Origin of the sequence: Streptomyces coeruleoprunus (assembly GCF_039542925.1) — a bacterium.
GTDB classification, from domain to species: Bacteria; Actinomycetota; Actinomycetes; order Streptomycetales; family Streptomycetaceae; genus Streptomyces; species Streptomyces coeruleoprunus.
This window is the reverse complement of sequence record NZ_BAABIT010000001.1, coordinates 5,284,371-5,301,221: the sequence shown is the minus strand read 5'-3', so window position 1 is coordinate 5,301,221 and position 16,851 is coordinate 5,284,371. Positions and strand designations below refer to the sequence as shown.

At 73.3% G+C, this 16,851-nt stretch carries 19 protein-coding genes and 1 riboswitch; of the genes, 11 read left to right on the top strand and 8 right to left on the bottom strand.

Translation table 11 applies throughout. The annotated features are described in order from the left end of the window. Positions 1-132 precede the first annotated feature (132 nt). The 3 genes from ABEB09_RS23705 to ABEB09_RS23695 all read right to left on the bottom strand — a co-directional run bounded on the left by ABEB09_RS23705 (position 133) and on the right by ABEB09_RS23695 (position 2,750). Positions 133-1,593: an MFS transporter gene (locus tag ABEB09_RS23705; RefSeq protein ID WP_345691924.1), complete on the bottom strand. Its 1,461-nt coding sequence runs from the start codon at positions 1,591-1,593 to the stop codon at positions 133-135. Between the two features lie 70 nt (positions 1,594-1,663). After that, a complete protein-coding gene (locus ABEB09_RS23700) occupies positions 1,664-1,942 on the bottom strand; it encodes a DUF397 domain-containing protein (RefSeq protein ID WP_345691923.1) in 279 nt (92 codons plus the stop codon). Then, positions 1,902-2,750 (bottom strand): helix-turn-helix domain-containing protein, encoded by an 849-nt coding sequence (locus ABEB09_RS23695; protein WP_345691922.1) that lies wholly within the window; start codon positions 2,748-2,750, stop codon positions 1,902-1,904. The genes ABEB09_RS23700 and ABEB09_RS23695 overlap by 41 nt, the downstream gene beginning before the upstream one ends. Before the next feature lie 84 nt (positions 2,751-2,834). On the opposite strand from ABEB09_RS23695, the gene ABEB09_RS23690 reads away from it, so the two are divergent. The 5 genes from ABEB09_RS23690 (at position 2,835) to ABEB09_RS23670 (ending at position 6,931) form a co-directional block, all read left to right on the top strand. Next, positions 2,835-3,272 carry an ATP-binding protein gene (locus ABEB09_RS23690; RefSeq protein WP_345691921.1) on the top strand — a complete coding sequence of 146 codons (438 nt, stop codon included), beginning with the start codon at positions 2,835-2,837 and terminating at the stop codon, positions 3,270-3,272. Positions 3,273-3,311: 39 nt separating this feature from the next. Next, positions 3,312-3,968 (top strand): class I SAM-dependent methyltransferase, encoded by a 657-nt coding sequence (locus ABEB09_RS23685; RefSeq protein WP_345691920.1) that lies wholly within the window; start codon positions 3,312-3,314, stop codon positions 3,966-3,968. Positions 3,969-3,992: 24 nt separating this feature from the next. After that, positions 3,993-4,856, top strand: coding sequence for an N-acetylmuramoyl-L-alanine amidase (locus ABEB09_RS23680; protein ID WP_345691919.1), 864 nt, complete (start codon positions 3,993-3,995; stop codon positions 4,854-4,856). 98 nt (positions 4,857-4,954) lie between these two features. Continuing rightward, entirely contained in the window at positions 4,955-5,809 is an 855-nt protein-coding gene (locus ABEB09_RS23675; protein ID WP_345691918.1) for a hypothetical protein, read from the top strand. Between the two features lie 111 nt (positions 5,810-5,920). After that, positions 5,921-6,931 (top strand): LLM class F420-dependent oxidoreductase, encoded by a 1,011-nt coding sequence (locus ABEB09_RS23670; RefSeq protein ID WP_345691917.1) that lies wholly within the window; start codon positions 5,921-5,923, stop codon positions 6,929-6,931. 74 nt (positions 6,932-7,005) lie between these two features. On the opposite strand, the gene ABEB09_RS23665 is transcribed toward ABEB09_RS23670, so the two are convergent. Genes ABEB09_RS23665 through ABEB09_RS23655 form a run of 3 tightly spaced genes read right to left on the bottom strand, consistent with a single transcriptional unit; the run spans position 7,006 to position 10,209 of the window. Beyond that, entirely contained in the window at positions 7,006-8,088 is a 1,083-nt protein-coding gene (locus ABEB09_RS23665) for a prenyltransferase (RefSeq protein ID WP_345691916.1), read from the bottom strand. Beyond that, on the bottom strand, positions 8,085-8,819 hold the full coding sequence (locus ABEB09_RS23660; protein ID WP_345691915.1) for a class I SAM-dependent methyltransferase: 735 nt from the start codon (positions 8,817-8,819) through the stop codon (positions 8,085-8,087). Before ABEB09_RS23660 ends, ABEB09_RS23665 begins: the two co-directional genes overlap by 4 nt. 55 nt (positions 8,820-8,874) lie before the next feature. Continuing rightward, entirely contained in the window at positions 8,875-10,209 is a 1,335-nt protein-coding gene (locus tag ABEB09_RS23655; protein ID WP_345691914.1) for a glycosyltransferase family 4 protein, read from the bottom strand. Between the two features lie 215 nt (positions 10,210-10,424). Here ABEB09_RS23655 and ABEB09_RS23650 point away from each other — a divergent pair, with 215 nt between their 5' ends. The 3 genes from ABEB09_RS23650 (at position 10,425) to ABEB09_RS23640 (ending at position 11,699) form a co-directional block, all read left to right on the top strand. Beyond that, positions 10,425-11,012 (top strand): TetR family transcriptional regulator, encoded by a 588-nt coding sequence (locus ABEB09_RS23650; RefSeq protein WP_345691913.1) that lies wholly within the window; start codon positions 10,425-10,427, stop codon positions 11,010-11,012. A gap of 61 nt (positions 11,013-11,073) precedes the next feature. Further along, complete coding sequence (locus tag ABEB09_RS23645; protein ID WP_345691912.1) at positions 11,074-11,325, top strand: hypothetical protein; 252 nt, start codon at positions 11,074-11,076, stop codon at positions 11,323-11,325. After that, complete coding sequence (locus tag ABEB09_RS23640) at positions 11,322-11,699, top strand: hypothetical protein (protein ID WP_345691911.1); 378 nt, start codon at positions 11,322-11,324, stop codon at positions 11,697-11,699. The genes ABEB09_RS23645 and ABEB09_RS23640 overlap by 4 nt, the downstream gene beginning before the upstream one ends. Positions 11,700-11,719: 20 nt before the next feature. On the opposite strand, the gene ABEB09_RS23635 is transcribed toward ABEB09_RS23640, so the two are convergent. After that, positions 11,720-11,899: a ferredoxin gene (locus tag ABEB09_RS23635; protein ID WP_345694061.1), complete on the bottom strand. Its 180-nt coding sequence runs from the start codon at positions 11,897-11,899 to the stop codon at positions 11,720-11,722. A 53-nt stretch (positions 11,900-11,952) separates the two neighbouring features. Next, the gene (locus ABEB09_RS23630) at positions 11,953-13,419 is read right to left on the bottom strand and encodes an aldehyde dehydrogenase (protein WP_345691910.1); all 1,467 of its coding nucleotides are present in this window, start codon (positions 13,417-13,419) and stop codon (positions 11,953-11,955) included. Positions 13,420-13,522: 103 nt separating this feature from the next. On the opposite strand from ABEB09_RS23630, the gene ABEB09_RS23625 reads away from it, so the two are divergent. The 3 genes from ABEB09_RS23625 to ABEB09_RS23615 all read left to right on the top strand — a co-directional run bounded on the left by ABEB09_RS23625 (position 13,523) and on the right by ABEB09_RS23615 (position 16,851). Continuing rightward, complete coding sequence (locus ABEB09_RS23625) at positions 13,523-14,557, top strand: Strvi_7410 family MBL fold metallo-hydrolase (RefSeq protein ID WP_345691909.1); 1,035 nt, start codon at positions 13,523-13,525, stop codon at positions 14,555-14,557. A 136-nt stretch (positions 14,558-14,693) separates the two neighbouring features. After that, positions 14,694-14,796, top strand: a riboswitch (cobalamin riboswitch). Positions 14,797-14,917: 121 nt separating this feature from the next. Next, positions 14,918-16,183 (top strand): SCO2321 family membrane protein, encoded by a 1,266-nt coding sequence (locus ABEB09_RS23620; protein ID WP_345691908.1) that lies wholly within the window; start codon positions 14,918-14,920, stop codon positions 16,181-16,183. Then, positions 16,180-16,851: an SCO2322 family protein gene (locus ABEB09_RS23615; RefSeq protein ID WP_345691907.1), complete on the top strand. Its 672-nt coding sequence runs from the start codon at positions 16,180-16,182 to the stop codon at positions 16,849-16,851. The genes ABEB09_RS23620 and ABEB09_RS23615 overlap by 4 nt, the downstream gene beginning before the upstream one ends.

Here is a 16,851-nt window from a genome sequence, read left to right as displayed (position 1 = left end):
ACCTCGGCACGGCCGTCCGCACCGTCGGCCGCACCGAGGCCGTACGAACCGGAGCAGAACCCGACTAGAACGCGTTCTAGCGACCGGCGGCCTCCTGTATAGCGCGCCCCCGCATCGATGGGAAGGCTCGCGTCACCCGGCCGGCGCGGCCACCGCCTTGGCCCGGTCGGCGCGCGGCAGCCACAGCACCATCAGGACGGCGGCCGAGAGGAGCACCCCGGCGCCCGTGCGGAACGCGAGCGCGTAGCCCTCCGTCAGCGCCTGCGGGGTCGCGGCTCCCCCGGTACGGGAGGCGGCGACCGTCGACAGGACGGCGAGGCCCAGCGCGCCGCCCATCGTGCGGGAGGTGTTGACGAGGCCCGACACCAGTCCGGCGTCACCGGGCGCGGCGCCCGAGGTGGCCAGCGAGGCGAGCGGGGTGAGGAGGAGGCCCACTCCGGCCATCATCAGGATGCCGGGGCCCAGGATGTCCGTCGCGTACGTGCCGTGGGCGTCCATCAGCGACTGCCAGCCGAATCCGGCCGCGGCGATCAGCGCGCCCGCCACCGCGAGGTTCCGCGCACCGAACAACGGCATCAGGCGGGGCGCCAGCTTGGAGCCGACGACGATGGTGACGGAGCTGGGCACGAGGGCGAGACCGGCCTCCAGCGGGGTGTAGCCGAGCACGTTCTGGGCGTACACCGTCATGAAGAACCACATCGCGAACGTGGTCGAACCGATCACGAACAGCGCCACGTTGGCCGCCGACACCGCCCGCGCCCGGAACGCCTTCAGCGGCATCAGCGGCTCCTTCGTCCGGGCCTCCACGGCCACGAAGGCGGCCAGCAGCACCAGGCCCGCGCCCAGCGGCAGCAGGGTGCCCGGGGCGGTCCAGCCGGCCCGCTCGGTCTCGACGACGCCGTACGCGAACGCGGCCAGGCCGCCCGTGACGAGGACCGCACCCGGCAGGTCGAGGCGGCGCCCCGCGCCCGTACGGCTCTCCCGCACCCACACGGCGGCGGCGACCAGCACCAGGACACCGACAGGGACGTTGATGAGGAGCACCCAGCGCCAGGACAGGAGGTCGGTGATCAGCCCGCCCACCAGTCCGCCCGCCGCGCCGCCGCCCGCGCCGACCGCCGCCCAGGTGCCGATGGCCCGCGTCCTCGCCGGGCCCTCCGGCACGGCGCTGGTCACGATGGTGAGCGTCGCCGGCGAGAGCACGGCCGCGCCGAGACCCTGCACGGCCCGCGCCGCGAGCAGCTGCCAGCCCTCCTGCGCGAGGCCACCGGCGACGGAGGCCGCGGTGAACAGCCCGAGGCCCAGCAGGAACATCCGCTTGCGCCCGAACAGGTCGGCGGCCCGTCCGCCGAGCAGCATGAACCCGGAGAACGCGATCGAGTAGGCGTTCACCACCCACTGCAACGCCTGCGCCGACATGCCCAGGTCCGCGCGCATGGACGGCAGGGCGACGTTGACGACGGAGACGTCGAGGACGACGAGGAACGTCCCGGCACAGGCGGCGAAGACGACCGCCCAGGTACGGGTGGGGCGTGCGGTGGAGGGGGCGGGGGCTGCGGCTATGTCTGTCCGGGCTTGGGCCATGCCTGTCATGGTCGCAGCCGCCTCGCGGCCCGTACATCCGGATTTCGACGTACGGGCCCGAGGTCCGAAGTCCTAGGACTCAGATGCCGAGGTCGCCCTCGGCTGCGGCCGTGACGAAGGCCGCGAAGGCGGCCGGGGCGACGGCGAAGATGGAGCCGCCGGGGTTCTTGGAGTCCCGGACGGCGATACGACAGGGCTGCGCGGCGACCTCGACGCAATCACCGCCGGTGCCGCCGCTGTGCGACGACTTGCGCCAGGCGGCGCCGAGCGGGGCACATTCGACGCAGTCGCCGCCAGTGTTTCCGCTGTAGCTGGACTTACGCCACCGCGCGTTGGTCAGATCCTGGCTGGTGCCCATAACGTTCCTCCATTACGCGGGCGATCAGTGCCGCCGAGTCCTCCACGGAGAGCGCGGCGGCCTGCACGTGAGCGTAACGAAGAGCGGCTTCCTTGACAGTGTCGGGGTTGGCCGTCATGTGCCCCGAGATCAGGTCCTCCGTGTAGACGATCTCCGGCTCATCGTCGAAGCGAAGGGCGTTGAATGAGCCGATCAGGCCTGCATGTTCACCAGCCCCGAAGGGAAGTACCTGGATCCTGACCCAGCGCTCCCGGCGGAAGCTCAACAAGTGAGCGAGTTGGTTTCGCATGACCTCCCGGCCGCCGATCGGGCGGTACAGTGCGGCCTCATCCAACACCACCCACGTCATGGGCGGCTGCTCCCGACGGAGTATCCGCTGTCGTTCCACCCGAGCGGCCACCAGATCTTCGAGGTTGTCCGGCAAGCCCGTCGCCAACACCGCCCTCGCGTACTCCTCCGTCTGCAACAGCCCGTACACCAACTGCGCCTGGTACGTGGAGATGTACGCCGCCCGCGCCTCCATCTCCGCATACGCCTGGAACCACGTCGGCAGCTGGCTGCGCAGTACCAGCCCCACCAGTCGGGAGAACGTCCCGTCCGTGCCGAGCGCGGCGTCCAGGCGTTCCGAGAACTCCCGCGTCGGCACCTTCTTCGCCGTCTCGATCTGTCCGATCAGGGAGCCGGTGCAGAAGATGATGTCGCCCAACTGGCTCTGCCTGAGCCCGGCCGCCTCTCTCAGGCGGCGGAGTTCGGAGCCGTAGTAGTCCAGCGGGGAAGCGCTGGGATCGAGATCACGGATGTTGACCACGCAGCGGTCACCCCCAAGCCAACGCCTTGCGGCGTTCCTTTCGGTCCGTAGCCGAGCGTAACCACACCACTCCACGCTGGTGACATGAATCACGTAACTGACCCCGCTCCGGGCGAAATCGGTGACTGCTACCGGATGGCTTTCACGCTCGGTGAGCATTCCGTGCGGCATCTGCGGCGCGTGCTGCGGATGTTGCTGGCGAGCTGGGGCATGACCGGGGTCGCCGAGGCCGCCGAGCTGGCGCTCACCGAGCTGGCCACCAACGTCGTCCGTCACGTGCCCGGCCGGTGGGCGGGCACGATCATCCTGCGGGGGCAGGGCGTGCTGCGCGTGGAGGTCTCGGACAGGGACGAACGCCCCGCGCTGCCGGCGCGGCCGTACGACGGGCTGAGCGAGGGCGGGCGCGGGCTGCTGCTGGTGGAGGCGGTGACGGACCGGTGGGGTGTGACGCGGCTGCCCGACGGCAAGACGGTCTGGTTCGAGTGCGACGACAAGGCCGAAACGGGCCCGCCTACGATGTGACCGCCGAGTAGACACGCTCCCGATCCCACCGGAGGAACCATGGCCGCCGCGCCCGCGCCCGAGGCGAAGACGCTCGCCGCCTTCGAGGCGGCCAAGGGGTTCATGCCCGTGGGGGAAGGGCTGGCGCTGTATGCCGCGGCCGTCGAGGCCGGCGCGCTCGGGCTGCCGTTGCTGGAGGTCGGGACGTACTGCGGGCGGTCCACGATCCTGCTGGCCGACGCCGCGCGGCGGGCGGGCACCGTGGCGGTGACCGTGGACCACCACCGGGGCAGCGAGGAGCAGCAGCCCGGGTGGGAGTACCACGACCCGGAGGTGGTGGATCCGGAGGTCAAGCTGATGGACACGCTGCCGACGTTCCGGCGGACCCTGCACAAGGCCGGTCTGGAGCCGTACGTCATCGCCGTCGTCGGACGGTCGCCGCAGGTGGCGAAGGTGTGGGCGGGCGAGGTGGGGCTCGTGTTCATCGACGGCGGGCACACCGACGAGCACGCCACGAACGACTACGAGGGGTGGGCGCCGCGCGTCGCCGAGGGCGGGCTGCTGGTCATCCACGACGTGTTCCCGGACCCGGTGGACGAGTTCACCGGCCAGGCGCCGTACCGGATCTACCTGCGGGCGCTGGAGTCGGGCGCCTTCACGGAGGTCTCCGCGACGGACTCGCTGCGTGTCCTGCGCCGTACAGGCGCCGGAATCTGACGCCGAGCGCCTAGGCTCGCCCGCGTGTACGACGACGACACCCGTAAGCGACGCCGGGGCGTGCTCGTGGCCGCCGTGCCCGTGGCCGCCGCGCTCGCCGGCTGGCTGGTCTGGACGACGGCCGCCGACGGCTCGGCGAACGGCCGGCCGGCCCCCGCCCCCTCCGCGACGACGTCCGCCCCCGCCACGCCGTCCGGGACCCCCGCGCCCCGGCTCCCGCTCGCCGGGAAGGTCGTGGTGGTCGACCCAGGTCACAATCCGGGGAATTTTCAGCACGCCGACGAGATCAATCAGAAGGTCGATATCGGCACCAATCGCAAGGAATGCGACACCACCGGTACGTCCACGCAGAACGGCTACACCGAGGCCGCATTCACCCTCGATGTTTCACACCGTCTTCGCGACCTGTTGCGCGAGCGGGGCGCGACCGTCGTCCTCACGCACGACGCCGACCGCCCCTTCGGGCCGTGCATCGACGAGCGGGCCCGGATCGGCAACCGCGCGCAGGCCGACGCCGTCGTCTCCGTCCACGCGGACGGCTCCGCGGTCGGCAACCGCGGCTTCCATGTGATCCTTCCCGCGCTGGTCAAGGGCGGCGGGGCGGACACGGCACCGATCGTCGGCCCGTCACGTACGCTCGGCGGGCACATCGCCGAGGCGTTCGGCCGGGCGACCGGCACGGCCCCCGCCAACTACCTCGGTGGGGGTTCCGGGTTGGACGTCAGGGACGATCTCGGGGGACTCAATCTGTCGACCGTGCCCAAGGTGTTCGTCGAATGCGGCAATATGCGTGACCCGAAGGACGCCGCATTGCTCACGAACGCGGCGTGGCGGCAGAAAGCAGCCCGGGGACTGGCGGACGGCATCAGCACCTACCTGCTCGGGTAGGTCAGGCGGACGATACATTCGTCACTACGATGGGGCCGCCCCCCGTGCTTCGCGCCACCCCTGACGACGACGACACGAACCGACGAAGGACTTTTCACGTGAACATCCGCTCCCTCACTCGAGGCGATGGCGTGGTGATCGGAGCAGCGGTGGTGCTGTTCATCGCCTCGTTCCTCGGCCTGAGCAGCTACGAGTGCCCCACGGGCGTCGACTGCTCCAACTTCGACCGGGCCAACGCCTGGGACAGCCTCGGCCTTCTGATGAGCATGTTCCTCGCCGGTGTCATCGGCGCGGTGCTGATCGTGGTCAGCCGCGGCATGCCGGGCCGCAAGGTCGCCGGCCTGGACCTGGGCCAGTTCGGCGTCGCCCTGACCATCTTCTCGCTGTGGACGGCCTTCTGGACCATCATCGACATGTCCTCGGCCGGTGCCGGCATGATCCTGGGCCTGCTCGCGACGATCGCGCTGGCCGTCGGTGCCGTGGCGTCGCCGCTCGTGGGCGCGCTGAAGGCCCCGCTGATGGGCGCGCCGCGCCCGCAGGCCCCGCAGCCGTACCCGGGCCAGCCGGGCGTGCCGGGTGCCGGCTACGGCTACCCGGGCGCCCCGGCGGGCGGTACGGCCGGTGGCGGCTACGGCTACCCGGGCGGTGGCCAGCCGGGCCAGCCCGCGCAGCCGGGTCCCGCGGACGCCCAGCCGGCCCCGCAGCCGCAGGGTGACCCGGCGGCGGCCACGGCCCAGCAGGGTGCGCCGGCGGGCGACTTCACCGCGTTCTGGTTCGCCGTGCCGGTGGCCCGTCCGCTGTACGGGGAGGACGGCTCGCCGACGCCGATCGCCGAGCTGACGCCGGGCAACTGGTACCTGGCGGTCGAGCAGCGCGGTGCCGCGCTGGTGGCGCAGACGCAGGACGGCCGCCGTGGCGTCCTGCAGGACACGACGGGCATCCAGCGCGGCTGACGCCTCGCTTCCGTTCGACGGCCCCTCGCCCTTCCGGGCGGGGGGCCGTTGTCGTACCGTCGGACGGTCGAGGCCATCTGACGGTGCGTCAACTCTTCGCGGGGGTGTGCCATGCGGCTCGGGCTCGCACTCGGCTACTGGGGCCGCCGCCCCGACCCGGCCCACCTCGCCCTCGCCCGCGAGGCCGAACGGCTCGGGTACGACTCGGTGTGGACGGCGGAGTCATGGGGTTCCGACGCGTTCACGCCGCTGACGTGGATCGCCGCGCACACCTCCCGGATCCGCCTCGGCACCGCCGTCGCGCAGATGGCGGCGCGGGCGCCCACGGCCACCGCGATGCACGCGCTGACACTGGACCACCTGTCGGGCGGGCGCGTGCTGCTGGGCCTCGGCCTGTCCGGACCGCAGGTGGTGGAGGGCTGGTACGGGCGGCCCTTCCCGCGCTCCCCGCTCACCGCGACCCGCGAGTACGTGGAGGTGGTGCGCCAAGTCCTGCGCCGCGAGGCGCCCGTGACGCTCGACGGCCGCTTCCACCCCGTCCCGTACACGGGCCCGGACGGGCTGGGCCTCGGGCGGGCACTCAAGCCGATCACGCACCCGCTGCGCCCCGGCCTGCCGGTGCTGCTGGGCGCCGAGGGCCCCAAGAACGTCGCCCAGACCGTGCGGATCGCGGACGGCTGGCTGCCCCTGTACTGGTCGCCGTTCCGCACGGAGTTGTACGAGGAGGCTCTGTCCGGCGCCCCCGAGGGGTTCGTCGTCGCCCCGCTGGTGCGGGCCCGGCTGTGCGACGACGTCGCGGAGGGGCTGCTGCCCGTGAAGGCGATGCTCGGCTTCTACATCGGGGGCATGGGGCACGCGACCCGCAACTTCCACGCGGAGCTGATGGCGCGCATGGGGTACGGGGAGGAGGCCGGGCGGGTCCGGGAGCTGTTCCTCGCGGGGCGGCGCGAGGAGGCCGTGCTGGCCGTACCGGACGCCTTCGCGGACGAGATCTCGCTGGTCGGGCCGCGCGGGCGGATCGCCGAGCGGCTGGAGCTGTGGCGTGCCGGGCCGGTCACCGATGTGCTGGTCACCGGCCCGGACCCGGCGACGCTGCGGGTACTGGCGGAACTGAACGGCTGAGGCGCCCGGCTGGGGCCGTTCCGTCGTTGTGCCCACAACGACGGAACGGCGGTACAGCGGCGGAACGCCGAAGGTCAGCAGCAGTCCGGCAGCAGGCCCTTCGGGAGGTGTTCGGCCCCGAAGACCGCCGTTGTCGCCTCGTCGCCGCCCAGGGCGGCGACCGCCAGGAGCAGGGAGCCGGCCGTCCAGGTGGTCAGTTCCTCGGGCCAGACGGCCGGGCCGGTGTCGCCCTCGCCCTCGAAGACGTAGCCCGTCCAGTACATGCCGCCCTCGGCGCGCAGGTGGCCGATGGACTGGAGGATCTCCAGGGCGCGGTCGGACTCGCCCATGGCCCAGAGCGTGAGGGCGAGTTCGCAGCTCTCGCCGCCCGTGACCCACGGGTTGGGGACGACGCAGCGCACGCCCAGGCCCGGGACCACGAACTCGTCCCAGCGGCTCTCGATGCGCTCCTTGGCGGCCGCGCCCGTGACCGCGCCGCCGAGGACCGGGTAGTACCAGTCCATCGAGTAGCGGCTCTTGTCGAGGAAGCGTTCCGGGTGGTGGGCGACGGCGTGGGCCAGGGCGCCCGTGGCCAGCTCCCAGTCGGGCTGCGGCTCCTCGCGGGCCTCGGCGATGGCGAGGGCGCAGCGCAGCGCCTGGTGGACGGAGGAGCTGCCGGTCAGCAGGGCGTCCGTCACCGGGGTGCCGTCGGCCTCGCGCTTCCAGCCGATCTGGCCGCCGGGCTGCTGGAGGCGCAGCACGAACTCGATCGCCGCGTGGACGACGGGCCACATGCGGTCGAGGAACGCGTCGTCGCCGGTGGCGAGGTAGTGGTGCCAGACGCCGACCGCGACGTACGCGCAGAAGTTGGTCTCGCGGCCGAGGTCGGTCGGCCGGTCGGCCTCCCCGTCGTGGTAGGCGGCGTACCAGGAGCCGTCGGCGTTCTGGTGGCGGGCCAGCCACTCGTAGGCGCGGGCGGCCGCGGTGTGCTCGCCGGCCACGTCCAGGGCCATGGCGGCCTCGGTGTGGTCCCACGGGTCCAGGTGGTGGCCGCGGAACCACGGGATGGCTCCGCTGTCGCGCTGGACGGCGAGGATGCCGGCGACGGTGCGGGCGGCCTGCTCGGCGGTCAGGACGCCGGGCAGGGTGAGGAGTTCGGTGCGCTCGGGCGACGTCACTGCGCGGCGCCCGCCGGAAGGTGCGGCTTCGTCGCGTAGACGACGAAGCTCTTGCCCAGGACCGGGTTGAGGGCCCGCTCGGCGAGCCGGGTCGCCAGGGGCTTCTTCATGATGTCCCAGACGAGGAGCTTGTGGTACGCGCGGACGGGCAGCGCCTTGTCGTTGTCCACGCCGAAGGCGCACTTGAGCCACCAGTACGGGGAGTGCAGGGCGTGCGCGTGGTGGGTGCCGTACGGGCGCAGGCCCGCCTCGCGGATCTTCCCGAGCAGTTCGTGGGCCTTGTAGATGCGGATGTGGCCGCCCTCGACCTCGTGGTAGGCGTCGGAGAGCGCCCAGCAGACCTTCTCGGGGCCGTAGCGGGGGACGGTGACGGCGATGCGGCCGCCGGGCTTGAGGACGCGGACCATCTCGGCGAGGACGCCCTTGTCGTCCGGGATGTGCTCCATCACCTCGGAGATGATGACGACATCGAAGGACGCGTCGGGGAAGGGCAGGTTGAGGGCGTCGCCCTCCATGGCCGTGGCGGTCGCGCCGGCCGGGGCCTCGCCGGCCTCCTTCATGGCGGCGAACCACTTGGCGACCTCGCGGATCTCCTCGCCGTTCCGGTCCAGGGCGACGACCTGCGCGCCGCGCCGGTAGCACTCGAAGGCGTGCCGTCCCGCTCCGCAGCCCAGGTCGAGCACACGGTCGCCGGGGGCGAGCGGGAAGCGGGTGAAGTCGACGGTCAGCACGGGGTCGGCCTGCTTTCGGATGGGGCGGGGGTGGGGACCGGGAGGGGTGCGGGGCTCACCTGGCGGCCCCGCGGGGCGCCGGGCGGGCGGCGATGGCCGCGCGGTACAGCTCCGCCGTGCCCTGGGCCGCGCGGGCCCAGGTGAACCTGTCCAGCACCCGGGCGCGGCCGGCCGCGCCGAGGCGGGTGCGCAGTTCCTCGCCGCCCGGGCCGAGCAGGCGGGCGAGGGCCGTCGCGAGGGCGCCCGCGTCGCCGGGCGGGACGGCCAGGCAGGTCTCGCCGTCGGGTCCGGCGACCTCGGGTATGGCGCCGCCGGTCGTGGCGACGAGGGGCGTGCCGGTGGCCATGGCCTCGGCGGCGGGCAGCGAGAACCCCTCGTACAGGGAGGGGACGCAGGCGACCTGGGCGCTGCGGACGAGGTCGACGAGTTCGGCGTCGGTGATGCCCTTGACGAAGTCGACGGCGCCTTCGAGGCCGTACTTCTCGATGGTGCGGGCCACGGGGCCGTCCTCGGCGCGCCGTCCGACGACGACGAGGTGGGCGTCGGGGATCTCGGTGCGCAGCTTGGCGAGGGCCTCGACGAGGTGGACGAGACCCTTGAGGGGGACGTCGGCGCTGGAGGTGGTGACGATCCGGCCGGGCACCTCGGCGACCGACGGGTCGGGCGACCACAGGTCGGTGTCGGCGCCGATGTGGACGACGCTGATGCGGTCGGGGCGTACGCCGAGGTGGTCGACGATCTCCTGGCGGGAGGAGCCGGAGACGGTGAGGACGGAGGGCAGGCGGCGCGCGACGCGCTTCTGCATGCGCGTGAAGGCGTACCAGCGGCGGACGGAGGCGCGGCGCTTCCAGTCCTGGGCGGCGTCCAGCTCCAGCTGCCGGTCGACGGTGATGGGGTGGTGGATCGTGGTGACCAGGGGGGCGCCGAGCGGGGCGAGCAGCCCGTAGCCGAGGGTCTGGTTGTCGTGGACGACGTCGAAGTCGCCGCGGCGGGCCGCGAGGAGGCGGCGGGCGCGCAGGGAGAAGGTCAGCGGCTCGGGGAAGCCGCCGGTCCACATGGTGGCGACCTCCAGGGCGTCGATCCAGTCGCGGTACTCGTCGCGCTTCGGGGTGCGGAACGGGTCGGGCTGGCGGTAGAGGTCGAGGCTGGGCAGCTCGGTGAGGGTGACGCCGTCGCCGACGGTGTCGAGGACCGGGTAGGGCTGGGAGCCGATGACCTCGACGCGGTGGCCGAGGCGGGCCAGCTCGCGGGAGAGGTGGCGCACGTAGACGCCCTGGCCGCCGCAGAAGGGGTTGCCCTTGTAGGTGAGGAGCGCGATGCGCAGCGGACGGTCTCCGTCGGCGGCCGCCGGCCCCACGCGGGGGCTTGCCTCCATGGCCTCTGCGGTCACTCGCGGCCCCCTTCGGCTTACGTTTCGGCGGAGCGTAACCGGTCGCGCTAATCTAGAACAAGTTCCAGACTTGATCGTTCTTGATCGTTCAAGAGCTTCGAATCTACCGGCAGGTAGCGCCGCTGTAAGGGCTGGATCAGGTGATTCGCGCCACGGCGGGGGCCCGGCCATACTGTCGCGCACCACCGGTACGGCACGCGTCACGACGGGGACCTATGACAGTGGAAGGCAGGCCGGCGGCTCCGCCCCTGACCGAACGGCAGGAGGCACGCCGTCGCCGCATCCTGCACGCCAGCGCCGAGCTGGCCGGCCGGGGCGGGTTCGACGCGGTCCAGATGAGGGAGGTCGCGGAGGCGGCCGAGGTGGCGCTGGGCACGCTGTACCGCTACTTCCCCTCCAAGATCCACCTGCTCGTCGCGACGATGCAGGACCAGCTGGACCGGCTCCACACGACGCTGCGCAAGCGGCCGCCGGCCGGCGAGACGGCGGCGGAACGGGTCGCCGAGACGCTGATGCGCGCCTTCCGCAGCCTCCAGCGCGAGCCGCAGCTCGCGGACGCGATGGTCAGGGCGCTGACGTTCGCCGACCGCAGCGTGAGCGCCGAGGTGGACACGGTGTCGCGGCAGACGACGGCGATCATCCTGGACGCGATGGGCCTGGAGCACCCGACGCCGGAGCAGCTCTCGGCGGTACGGGTGATCGAGCACACCTGGCATTCGGCGCTCATCACCTGGCTGTCCGGGCGGGCGTCGATCGCCCAGGTCAGGGTCGACATCGAAACGGCGTGCCGCCTGATCGAGTGATCATCGTACGCATGGACAAGCGTCTGAGCCGGCCGGACGGCCACCAGGCGTCAATGCACGCTTGACCGATGCCATCACCAACGATTTCACCGTTGCTAGCATCGATGTCATGCCGATGATCACAGTGGAGTTCACCGAGGAAGAGCTGGCCGAGGCAAAGGCGCACGCCGCCTCGCTCGGCAAGTCGATGCGCGCGCACGCCCACGACATAATCGTCGCGGACGCGCAGCGCGCGGCGTTCCTCAGGAACGCGGACGAGACGGTCGCCTGGGCACTGGACGTTTTCAAGGACATGCCCGAGGGGCAGCGTTGAACCACATCATCCGCGTCGACGCGGGATGGGTCCTCGACGTCCAGACTCGCGTGTCCCCCCTCAACACGCCCATCGCCGACTGGGGTGCCCTCAATCTGATGGCCGGCCGCCATCTCTACGAGCAGCCCCATGGCCAGCTCTATTACGAGGAACCGGCCGCCCGTGCGGCCACGTTCTTCCATACGGCGTTGCTGCTACGGCCTTTCGCCGACTACAACGCGGTGATCGGTTGGGCCTGCACCGCGCTGTATCTGGATGCGTCCGAGCAGCCGGTGGATCCCAAGCCCGAGCAGGTGCACGCTCTGGCCGGCGCCATCCGCTCCCAGGAGGCGGACCTGCGGGCAGTCGCCCGGGCCCTGGCCTCCTGGCAGTAGCGCGGTCCCGCCCGACGGCGTCACTCGTCGGGCGGGAACACCGTCTCGCCCGTGCCGTGGAGTGTGATGGCGATCGCCTCCACCGGGCAGTTCTCCGCCGCCGCCAGGACCGCGTCGTCGGGGGACGCGTCGGCGCTCCGGGGGTGGGACTGGCGGGCCGGGTCGAGGCGGAAGGCGTGCGGGGCGTGGCCGGTGCACATGCCCGAGCCGATGCACACGCTCCGGTCGACCTCGACGTGCCAGCGCTCCCCGCTCACTCCTCCTCCGCCCCGTGCCCGGCCGGCAGGTGGATCATCTTGTGCTCCAGGTAGGCGGCGTACCCCTCGGGGCCGAACTCCCGGCCCAGGCCGGAGTTCTTGTAGCCGCCGAACGGGCCGAGCATGTCCAGGCTGAAGGTGTTGACGTTGAACGTGCCGGTCCGCACGCGGCGGGCGAAGTCGATGCCGCGCTCGGTGTCGGCCGTCCAGACGCTGCCGCTCAGCCCGTACTCGGAGTCGTCGGCGATCGCGAGCGCCTCGGCCTCGTCGTCGTACGGGAGGAGGCAGATCACCGGGCCGAAGATCTCCTCGCGGGCGACGCGCATCCCGTTGCGGACGTCGCCGAAGAGGGTGGGCTCCACGTACCAGCCGCGCTCCAGGGCCGGTGGGCGGCCACCGCCGGTGAGGAGCTTGGCGCCCTCCTCCTGCCCGGTGCGGATGTAGTCGAGCGAGCGGCGCCGCTGGCGCTCGGCGACCAGCGGGCCGACCTGGGTCGCCGGGTCCAGCGGGTCGCCGACGACCAGTGCGGACGCCGCCGCCGTGAACGCCTCGGCGAACTCGTCGTAGCGGGAGCGCGGGGCGAGGATGCGGGTCTGGGCGACGCAGGCCTGGCCGTTGTTCATCCACGCCGCGGGGACGATCCCGGCGACGGCCGCGTCGAGGTCGGCGTCCGGCAGGATCACCGCCGCCGACTTGCCGCCCAGTTCCAGGGTCACGCGGGTGAGGTGGCGGGAGGCGACCTCCATGACGCGTTTGCCCGCCGCGACCGAGCCGGTGAAGGACACCTTGTCGACGCCCGGGTGGCCGACCAGGTACTCGCCGGTCTCCCGGCCGGCCGGGAGGATGGAGAGGACGCCCTCGGGCAGCCCGGCGTCCCGGGCGATCTCCGCGAGGAGGTACGCGTCGAGCGGGGTCTCCGGCGCCGGCTTCAGCACGGCCGTGCACCCGGCGAGCAGCGCGGGGGCCAGCTTGGCGGCGGCCGTGAACTGCGGGACGTTCCACGGCACGACGGCGGCGACCACGCCGGCCGGTTCGCGGCGGACCAGGATCGGTCCGAGGACGCCGGAGCGCCGCTCCTCGTACGGGAAGTCGCGGGCCACGGTGATCGCCGCCTCCCACACCATCATCGCGCCGAGGGCCTGGGCGAGGACGCTCCACGCGTACGGGGAGCCGTTCTGCGTGCTGATCGTGCGGGCGATCTCCTCGTGCCGTACGGCGATCGCGTCCTTGATCCGGCCGACGACGGCGATGCGCTCGTCCAGGCTCATGCGGGGCCACGGGCCGTCGTCGAAGGCGCGGCGGGCGGCGGCGACCGCCCGGTCGACGTCGGCGCGGGAGGCGTGCGGGACGCGGCCGACGACCTCCTCGGTGTGCGGCGAGACGACGTCGATGACGTCCTCGCCGAGGGGATCGGTCCACTGCCCGCCGATGAACAGCTGCCGGTGCTCCACCAGTCCCGCCATGAGGACCGCCTCCCGATTTTCTGACGGTGTTTCAGAACTGATACCAGTTCTCGTTATAGTGGGCAACGGCCGCGAACTGCCGCTCCTGCGGGGGGAGATCAGGATGACGACGACCGATCACGGCGGCGGCGTGTGGAGCGTGGCCGTGCCCATCCCGGACAATCCGCTCGGCCACACCCTCGTCCACGTCGTCGACACCGACCGCGGCCCGGTCCTGATCGACGCCGGCTGGGACGACCCCGCCTCCTGGGACGCCCTGACCGCCGGGCTCGCCGCGCTCGGCACCCGCGTCGCCGACGTCCACGGCGTCGTCGTCACCCACCACCACCCGGACCACCACGGCCTGTCCGGCCGCGTCCGCGAGGCGTCCGGCGCCTGGATCGCCCTGCACCCCGCCGACACCGCCGTCGTACGCCGCACCCGGACCGCCCCGCCGACTTCGTGGCTCCGCTACCTGGCCGACAAGCTGGCCGCGGCCGGCGCACCGGACGCCCACACCGCGCCCCTGCGGCAGGCCGCCGCCACCGGCCGGGGCGGCGACCTGCCCGGCCTGCGCCCCGCGCTGCCCGACCGGGACATCGTCCCCGGCGAACTGCTGGACCTGCCGGGCCGCAGGCTGCGCGCCGTCTGGACGCCCGGCCACACCCCGGGCCACGTCTGCCTGCACCTGGAGGAGGAGCACCCGGCCGGACTCCCGGGCGGCGGACGGCTGTTCTCGGGGGACCACCTGCTGCCGGGCATCACCCCGCACATCGGGCTGTACGAGGACCCGGAGGACACCACGGTCACCGACCCCCTCGGCGACTACCTCGACTCGCTGGAGCGCATCGGCCGCCTCGGCGTCGCCGAGGTCCTCCCGGCGCACCAGCACGCGTTCGCCGGCGCCGCCGCCCGCGTGCGGGAGCTGCTCGCCCACCACGAGTCCCGGCTGGCCGCGCTGCACGCGCTGCTCACGACACCGCTCACCCCGTGGGAGCTCGCCGAGCGCATGGAGTGGAACCGCCCCTGGGACGAGATCCCGTACGGCTCGCGCACCATCGCCGTCGCCGAGGCGGAGGCGCACCTGCGGCACCTGGTGAAGCGCGGCCGCGCCGAGCCCGTCCCCGGTGCCGGCCCCGTCGCGTACCGCGCGGCCTGACGGCTGCCGGGCGGGGGCGGACCTCTCCCCCGCCCCCTCCCGGAACCGGGGGCTCTGCCCCAGCCCCCCGCATCCCGCCTCCGGCGCTCGTCCTCAAACGCCGGACGGGCTGAAATCAGCCTGGTGACCCACGGGTAGAGTGTCGGCGTCGCTTCATGCCCGTACGGGGGGAAGCCGGTGCAAATCCGGCGCTGACCCGCAACCGTCAGCCACAGACCCGTGGTGAGCCGGACTGCCCCGTACCGGGTCGTGACCGGCTCGCGTCACCGGCAGCCCGCCGGTGACCGGCACCGTCGAGGAATACGGAGCCGAGCCTGGTGCCCCCCGTGCGCCGCGCCCGGCGCCAGGGAGGCCACCGCCATGACCACCGTCCGCCGCCGCGCCGCGGCGCTCGCCGCCGTCGCCGTGCTGGGCACGGGCATCGCCGGCGCACTCGCCCCCGCCGCCTCCGCGGCCCCGTCGCCCGGCCCCGCACCGAAGCTCCCGGCCGGGCTGTACGGCACGAAGGACCCCACCTACGACGGCGTCTGGCGGCAGTCGCTCGCCTTCATGGCGCAGCAGGTGTCCGGCGTCGAGCCGGCGCCCGAGGCCGTCGGCTGGCTCCTGGGCCAGCAGTGCGACAACGGCGGCTTCACCGCGTACCGCGCGGACGCCACGAAGCCCTGTGCTGCCGCGACCCCGCTGGACACCAACGCCACCGCCGTCGCCCTCCAGGCCCTCGACGGCGTCGACAGCCACGAGGAGCGGGTGCCACAGGCCATGGAGCGGGCCGCCCGCTGGCTGAAGGGCGCGCAGAACCACGACGGCGGCTGGGGCTACAACCCCGGCTCCCCCAGCGACGCCAACTCCACCTCCCTCGTCGTCAGCGCGCTCGCCGCCATAGGCCAGGAGCCCGGCACGGTGCGGTCCGCCAGCGGCAAGTCCCCGTACGACGCGCTCCTCACCTTCGCGCTGCCCTGCGACGCCAAGAGCGGCGGCGGTGCCTTCGCCTACCAGCCCGCCAAGGACGGCACGCTCGTCGCCAACGACGACGCCACGGCCGCGGCCGTGCTCGCCGGGCTCGGCAAGCACCTGCTGGTGAAGGGCGTGACCCCGCAGCAGAAGCCCACCTGCGAGACCGCGGCCAAGCCGACCGCCGAGCGGGCCGCGCGCAACGGCGCCGCCCACCTGGCCGCCGCGCTGGCGAAGACGGGCCACCTGAATCTGCCGCCCATGCCGGGCGCGACCGCCCCCGCCGACCAGCCCGACGTCGGCAACACCGCCGACGCCGTCATCGCCCTCGGTGCCGCCGGCCACGGCGAGGAGGCCGCGGGCGCCGTCGCGTGGCTGCGCGCCAACGGCCCCGCCTGGGCCAAGGAGGGCGGCCCCGCCGCGTACGCGCAGCTGATCCTCGCCGCGCACACGGCGGGCGCGGACGCCCGCGACTTCGGCGGCACGGACCTCGTGCGGCAGCTCGAAGCGACCGGCCCGGAGCCGGCGTCCACGCCGGAGTCCCGCGCCCGGGAGGAGGCGGAGAAGCACGAGGAGTCCGGCTTCGGCGTCTGGCTGATCGTCGGCGTCCTCCTCGTCGCCGGCATGGGCATCGGCTTCCTCCTCAACGGCCGCACGCGGAAGCCGAAGCCGTGACCCGTACGCCACGCGTCCTGCCGCTCGTCGTCGCGGCGGCCGCCGCGCTGAGCCTCCTCGGCGCGGGCCCCGCGCACGCCGCCGGCTACCGCTACTGGTCGTTCTGGGAGGGCGGCGGCAAGGGCACCGCCTGGGCGTACGCCACACAGGGTCCCGCCACCGCCCGGCCCGCCGACGGCGACGTCCACGGCTACCGGTTCGCGGTCAGCGCCGACAGCCAGGACGCCGACCGCCCGCGCGAGGCCCCCGACTTCGCCGCGATCTGCGCGGGCACCCCCGCCGAGGAGGGCACCAAGCGGGTCGCGCTCGTCATCGACTTCGGCACACCCGCCGACGCCCCGGACGGCGAGACCCCGCCCGCCCCGCGCACCGCGTGCGCCCAGGTCCGGCCCGAGGCCACCGGCGCGGAGGCCCTGGCGGCGGTCGCCGCGCCCCTGCGCTACAACAACCAGGCGCTGCTGTGCGCCATCGCCGGCTACCCGGCCGAGGGCTGCGGCGAGCAGGTCGCGGCACAGGACCCGAAGCCGCGGACATCGGCTCCCGCGACGGACCGCGACGGCGCGCCGCGGGCGGACGAAGGGCCGTCCCTCGGGCTCGTCGCCGGTCTGGCCGCCGTCCTCGCCCTGGGCGCCGCCGCCGTCGCACAGGCCCGCCGGCGCCGCCGGTGA

Coding starts and splice junctions, on each gene's coding strand:
- ABEB09_RS23620 (WP_345691908.1), top strand. CDS start 14,918: ATGACCACCGTCCGCCGCCGCGCCGCGGCGCTCGCCGCCGTCGCCGTG.
- ABEB09_RS23670 (WP_345691917.1), top strand. CDS start 5,921: ATGCGGCTCGGGCTCGCACTCGGCTACTGGGGCCGCCGCCCCGACCCG.
- ABEB09_RS23625 (WP_345691909.1), top strand. CDS start 13,523: ATGACGACGACCGATCACGGCGGCGGCGTGTGGAGCGTGGCCGTGCCC.
- ABEB09_RS23705 (WP_345691924.1), bottom strand. CDS start 1,593: ATGACAGGCATGGCCCAAGCCCGGACAGACATAGCCGCAGCCCCCGCC.
- ABEB09_RS23635 (WP_345694061.1), bottom strand. CDS start 11,899: ATGTGCACCGGCCACGCCCCGCACGCCTTCCGCCTCGACCCGGCCCGC.
- ABEB09_RS23630 (WP_345691910.1), bottom strand. CDS start 13,419: ATGGCGGGACTGGTGGAGCACCGGCAGCTGTTCATCGGCGGGCAGTGG.
- ABEB09_RS23685 (WP_345691920.1), top strand. CDS start 3,312: ATGGCCGCCGCGCCCGCGCCCGAGGCGAAGACGCTCGCCGCCTTCGAG.
- ABEB09_RS23700 (WP_345691923.1), bottom strand. CDS start 1,942: ATGGGCACCAGCCAGGATCTGACCAACGCGCGGTGGCGTAAGTCCAGC.
- ABEB09_RS23650 (WP_345691913.1), top strand. CDS start 10,425: ATGACAGTGGAAGGCAGGCCGGCGGCTCCGCCCCTGACCGAACGGCAG.
- ABEB09_RS23690 (WP_345691921.1), top strand. CDS start 2,835: ATGAATCACGTAACTGACCCCGCTCCGGGCGAAATCGGTGACTGCTAC.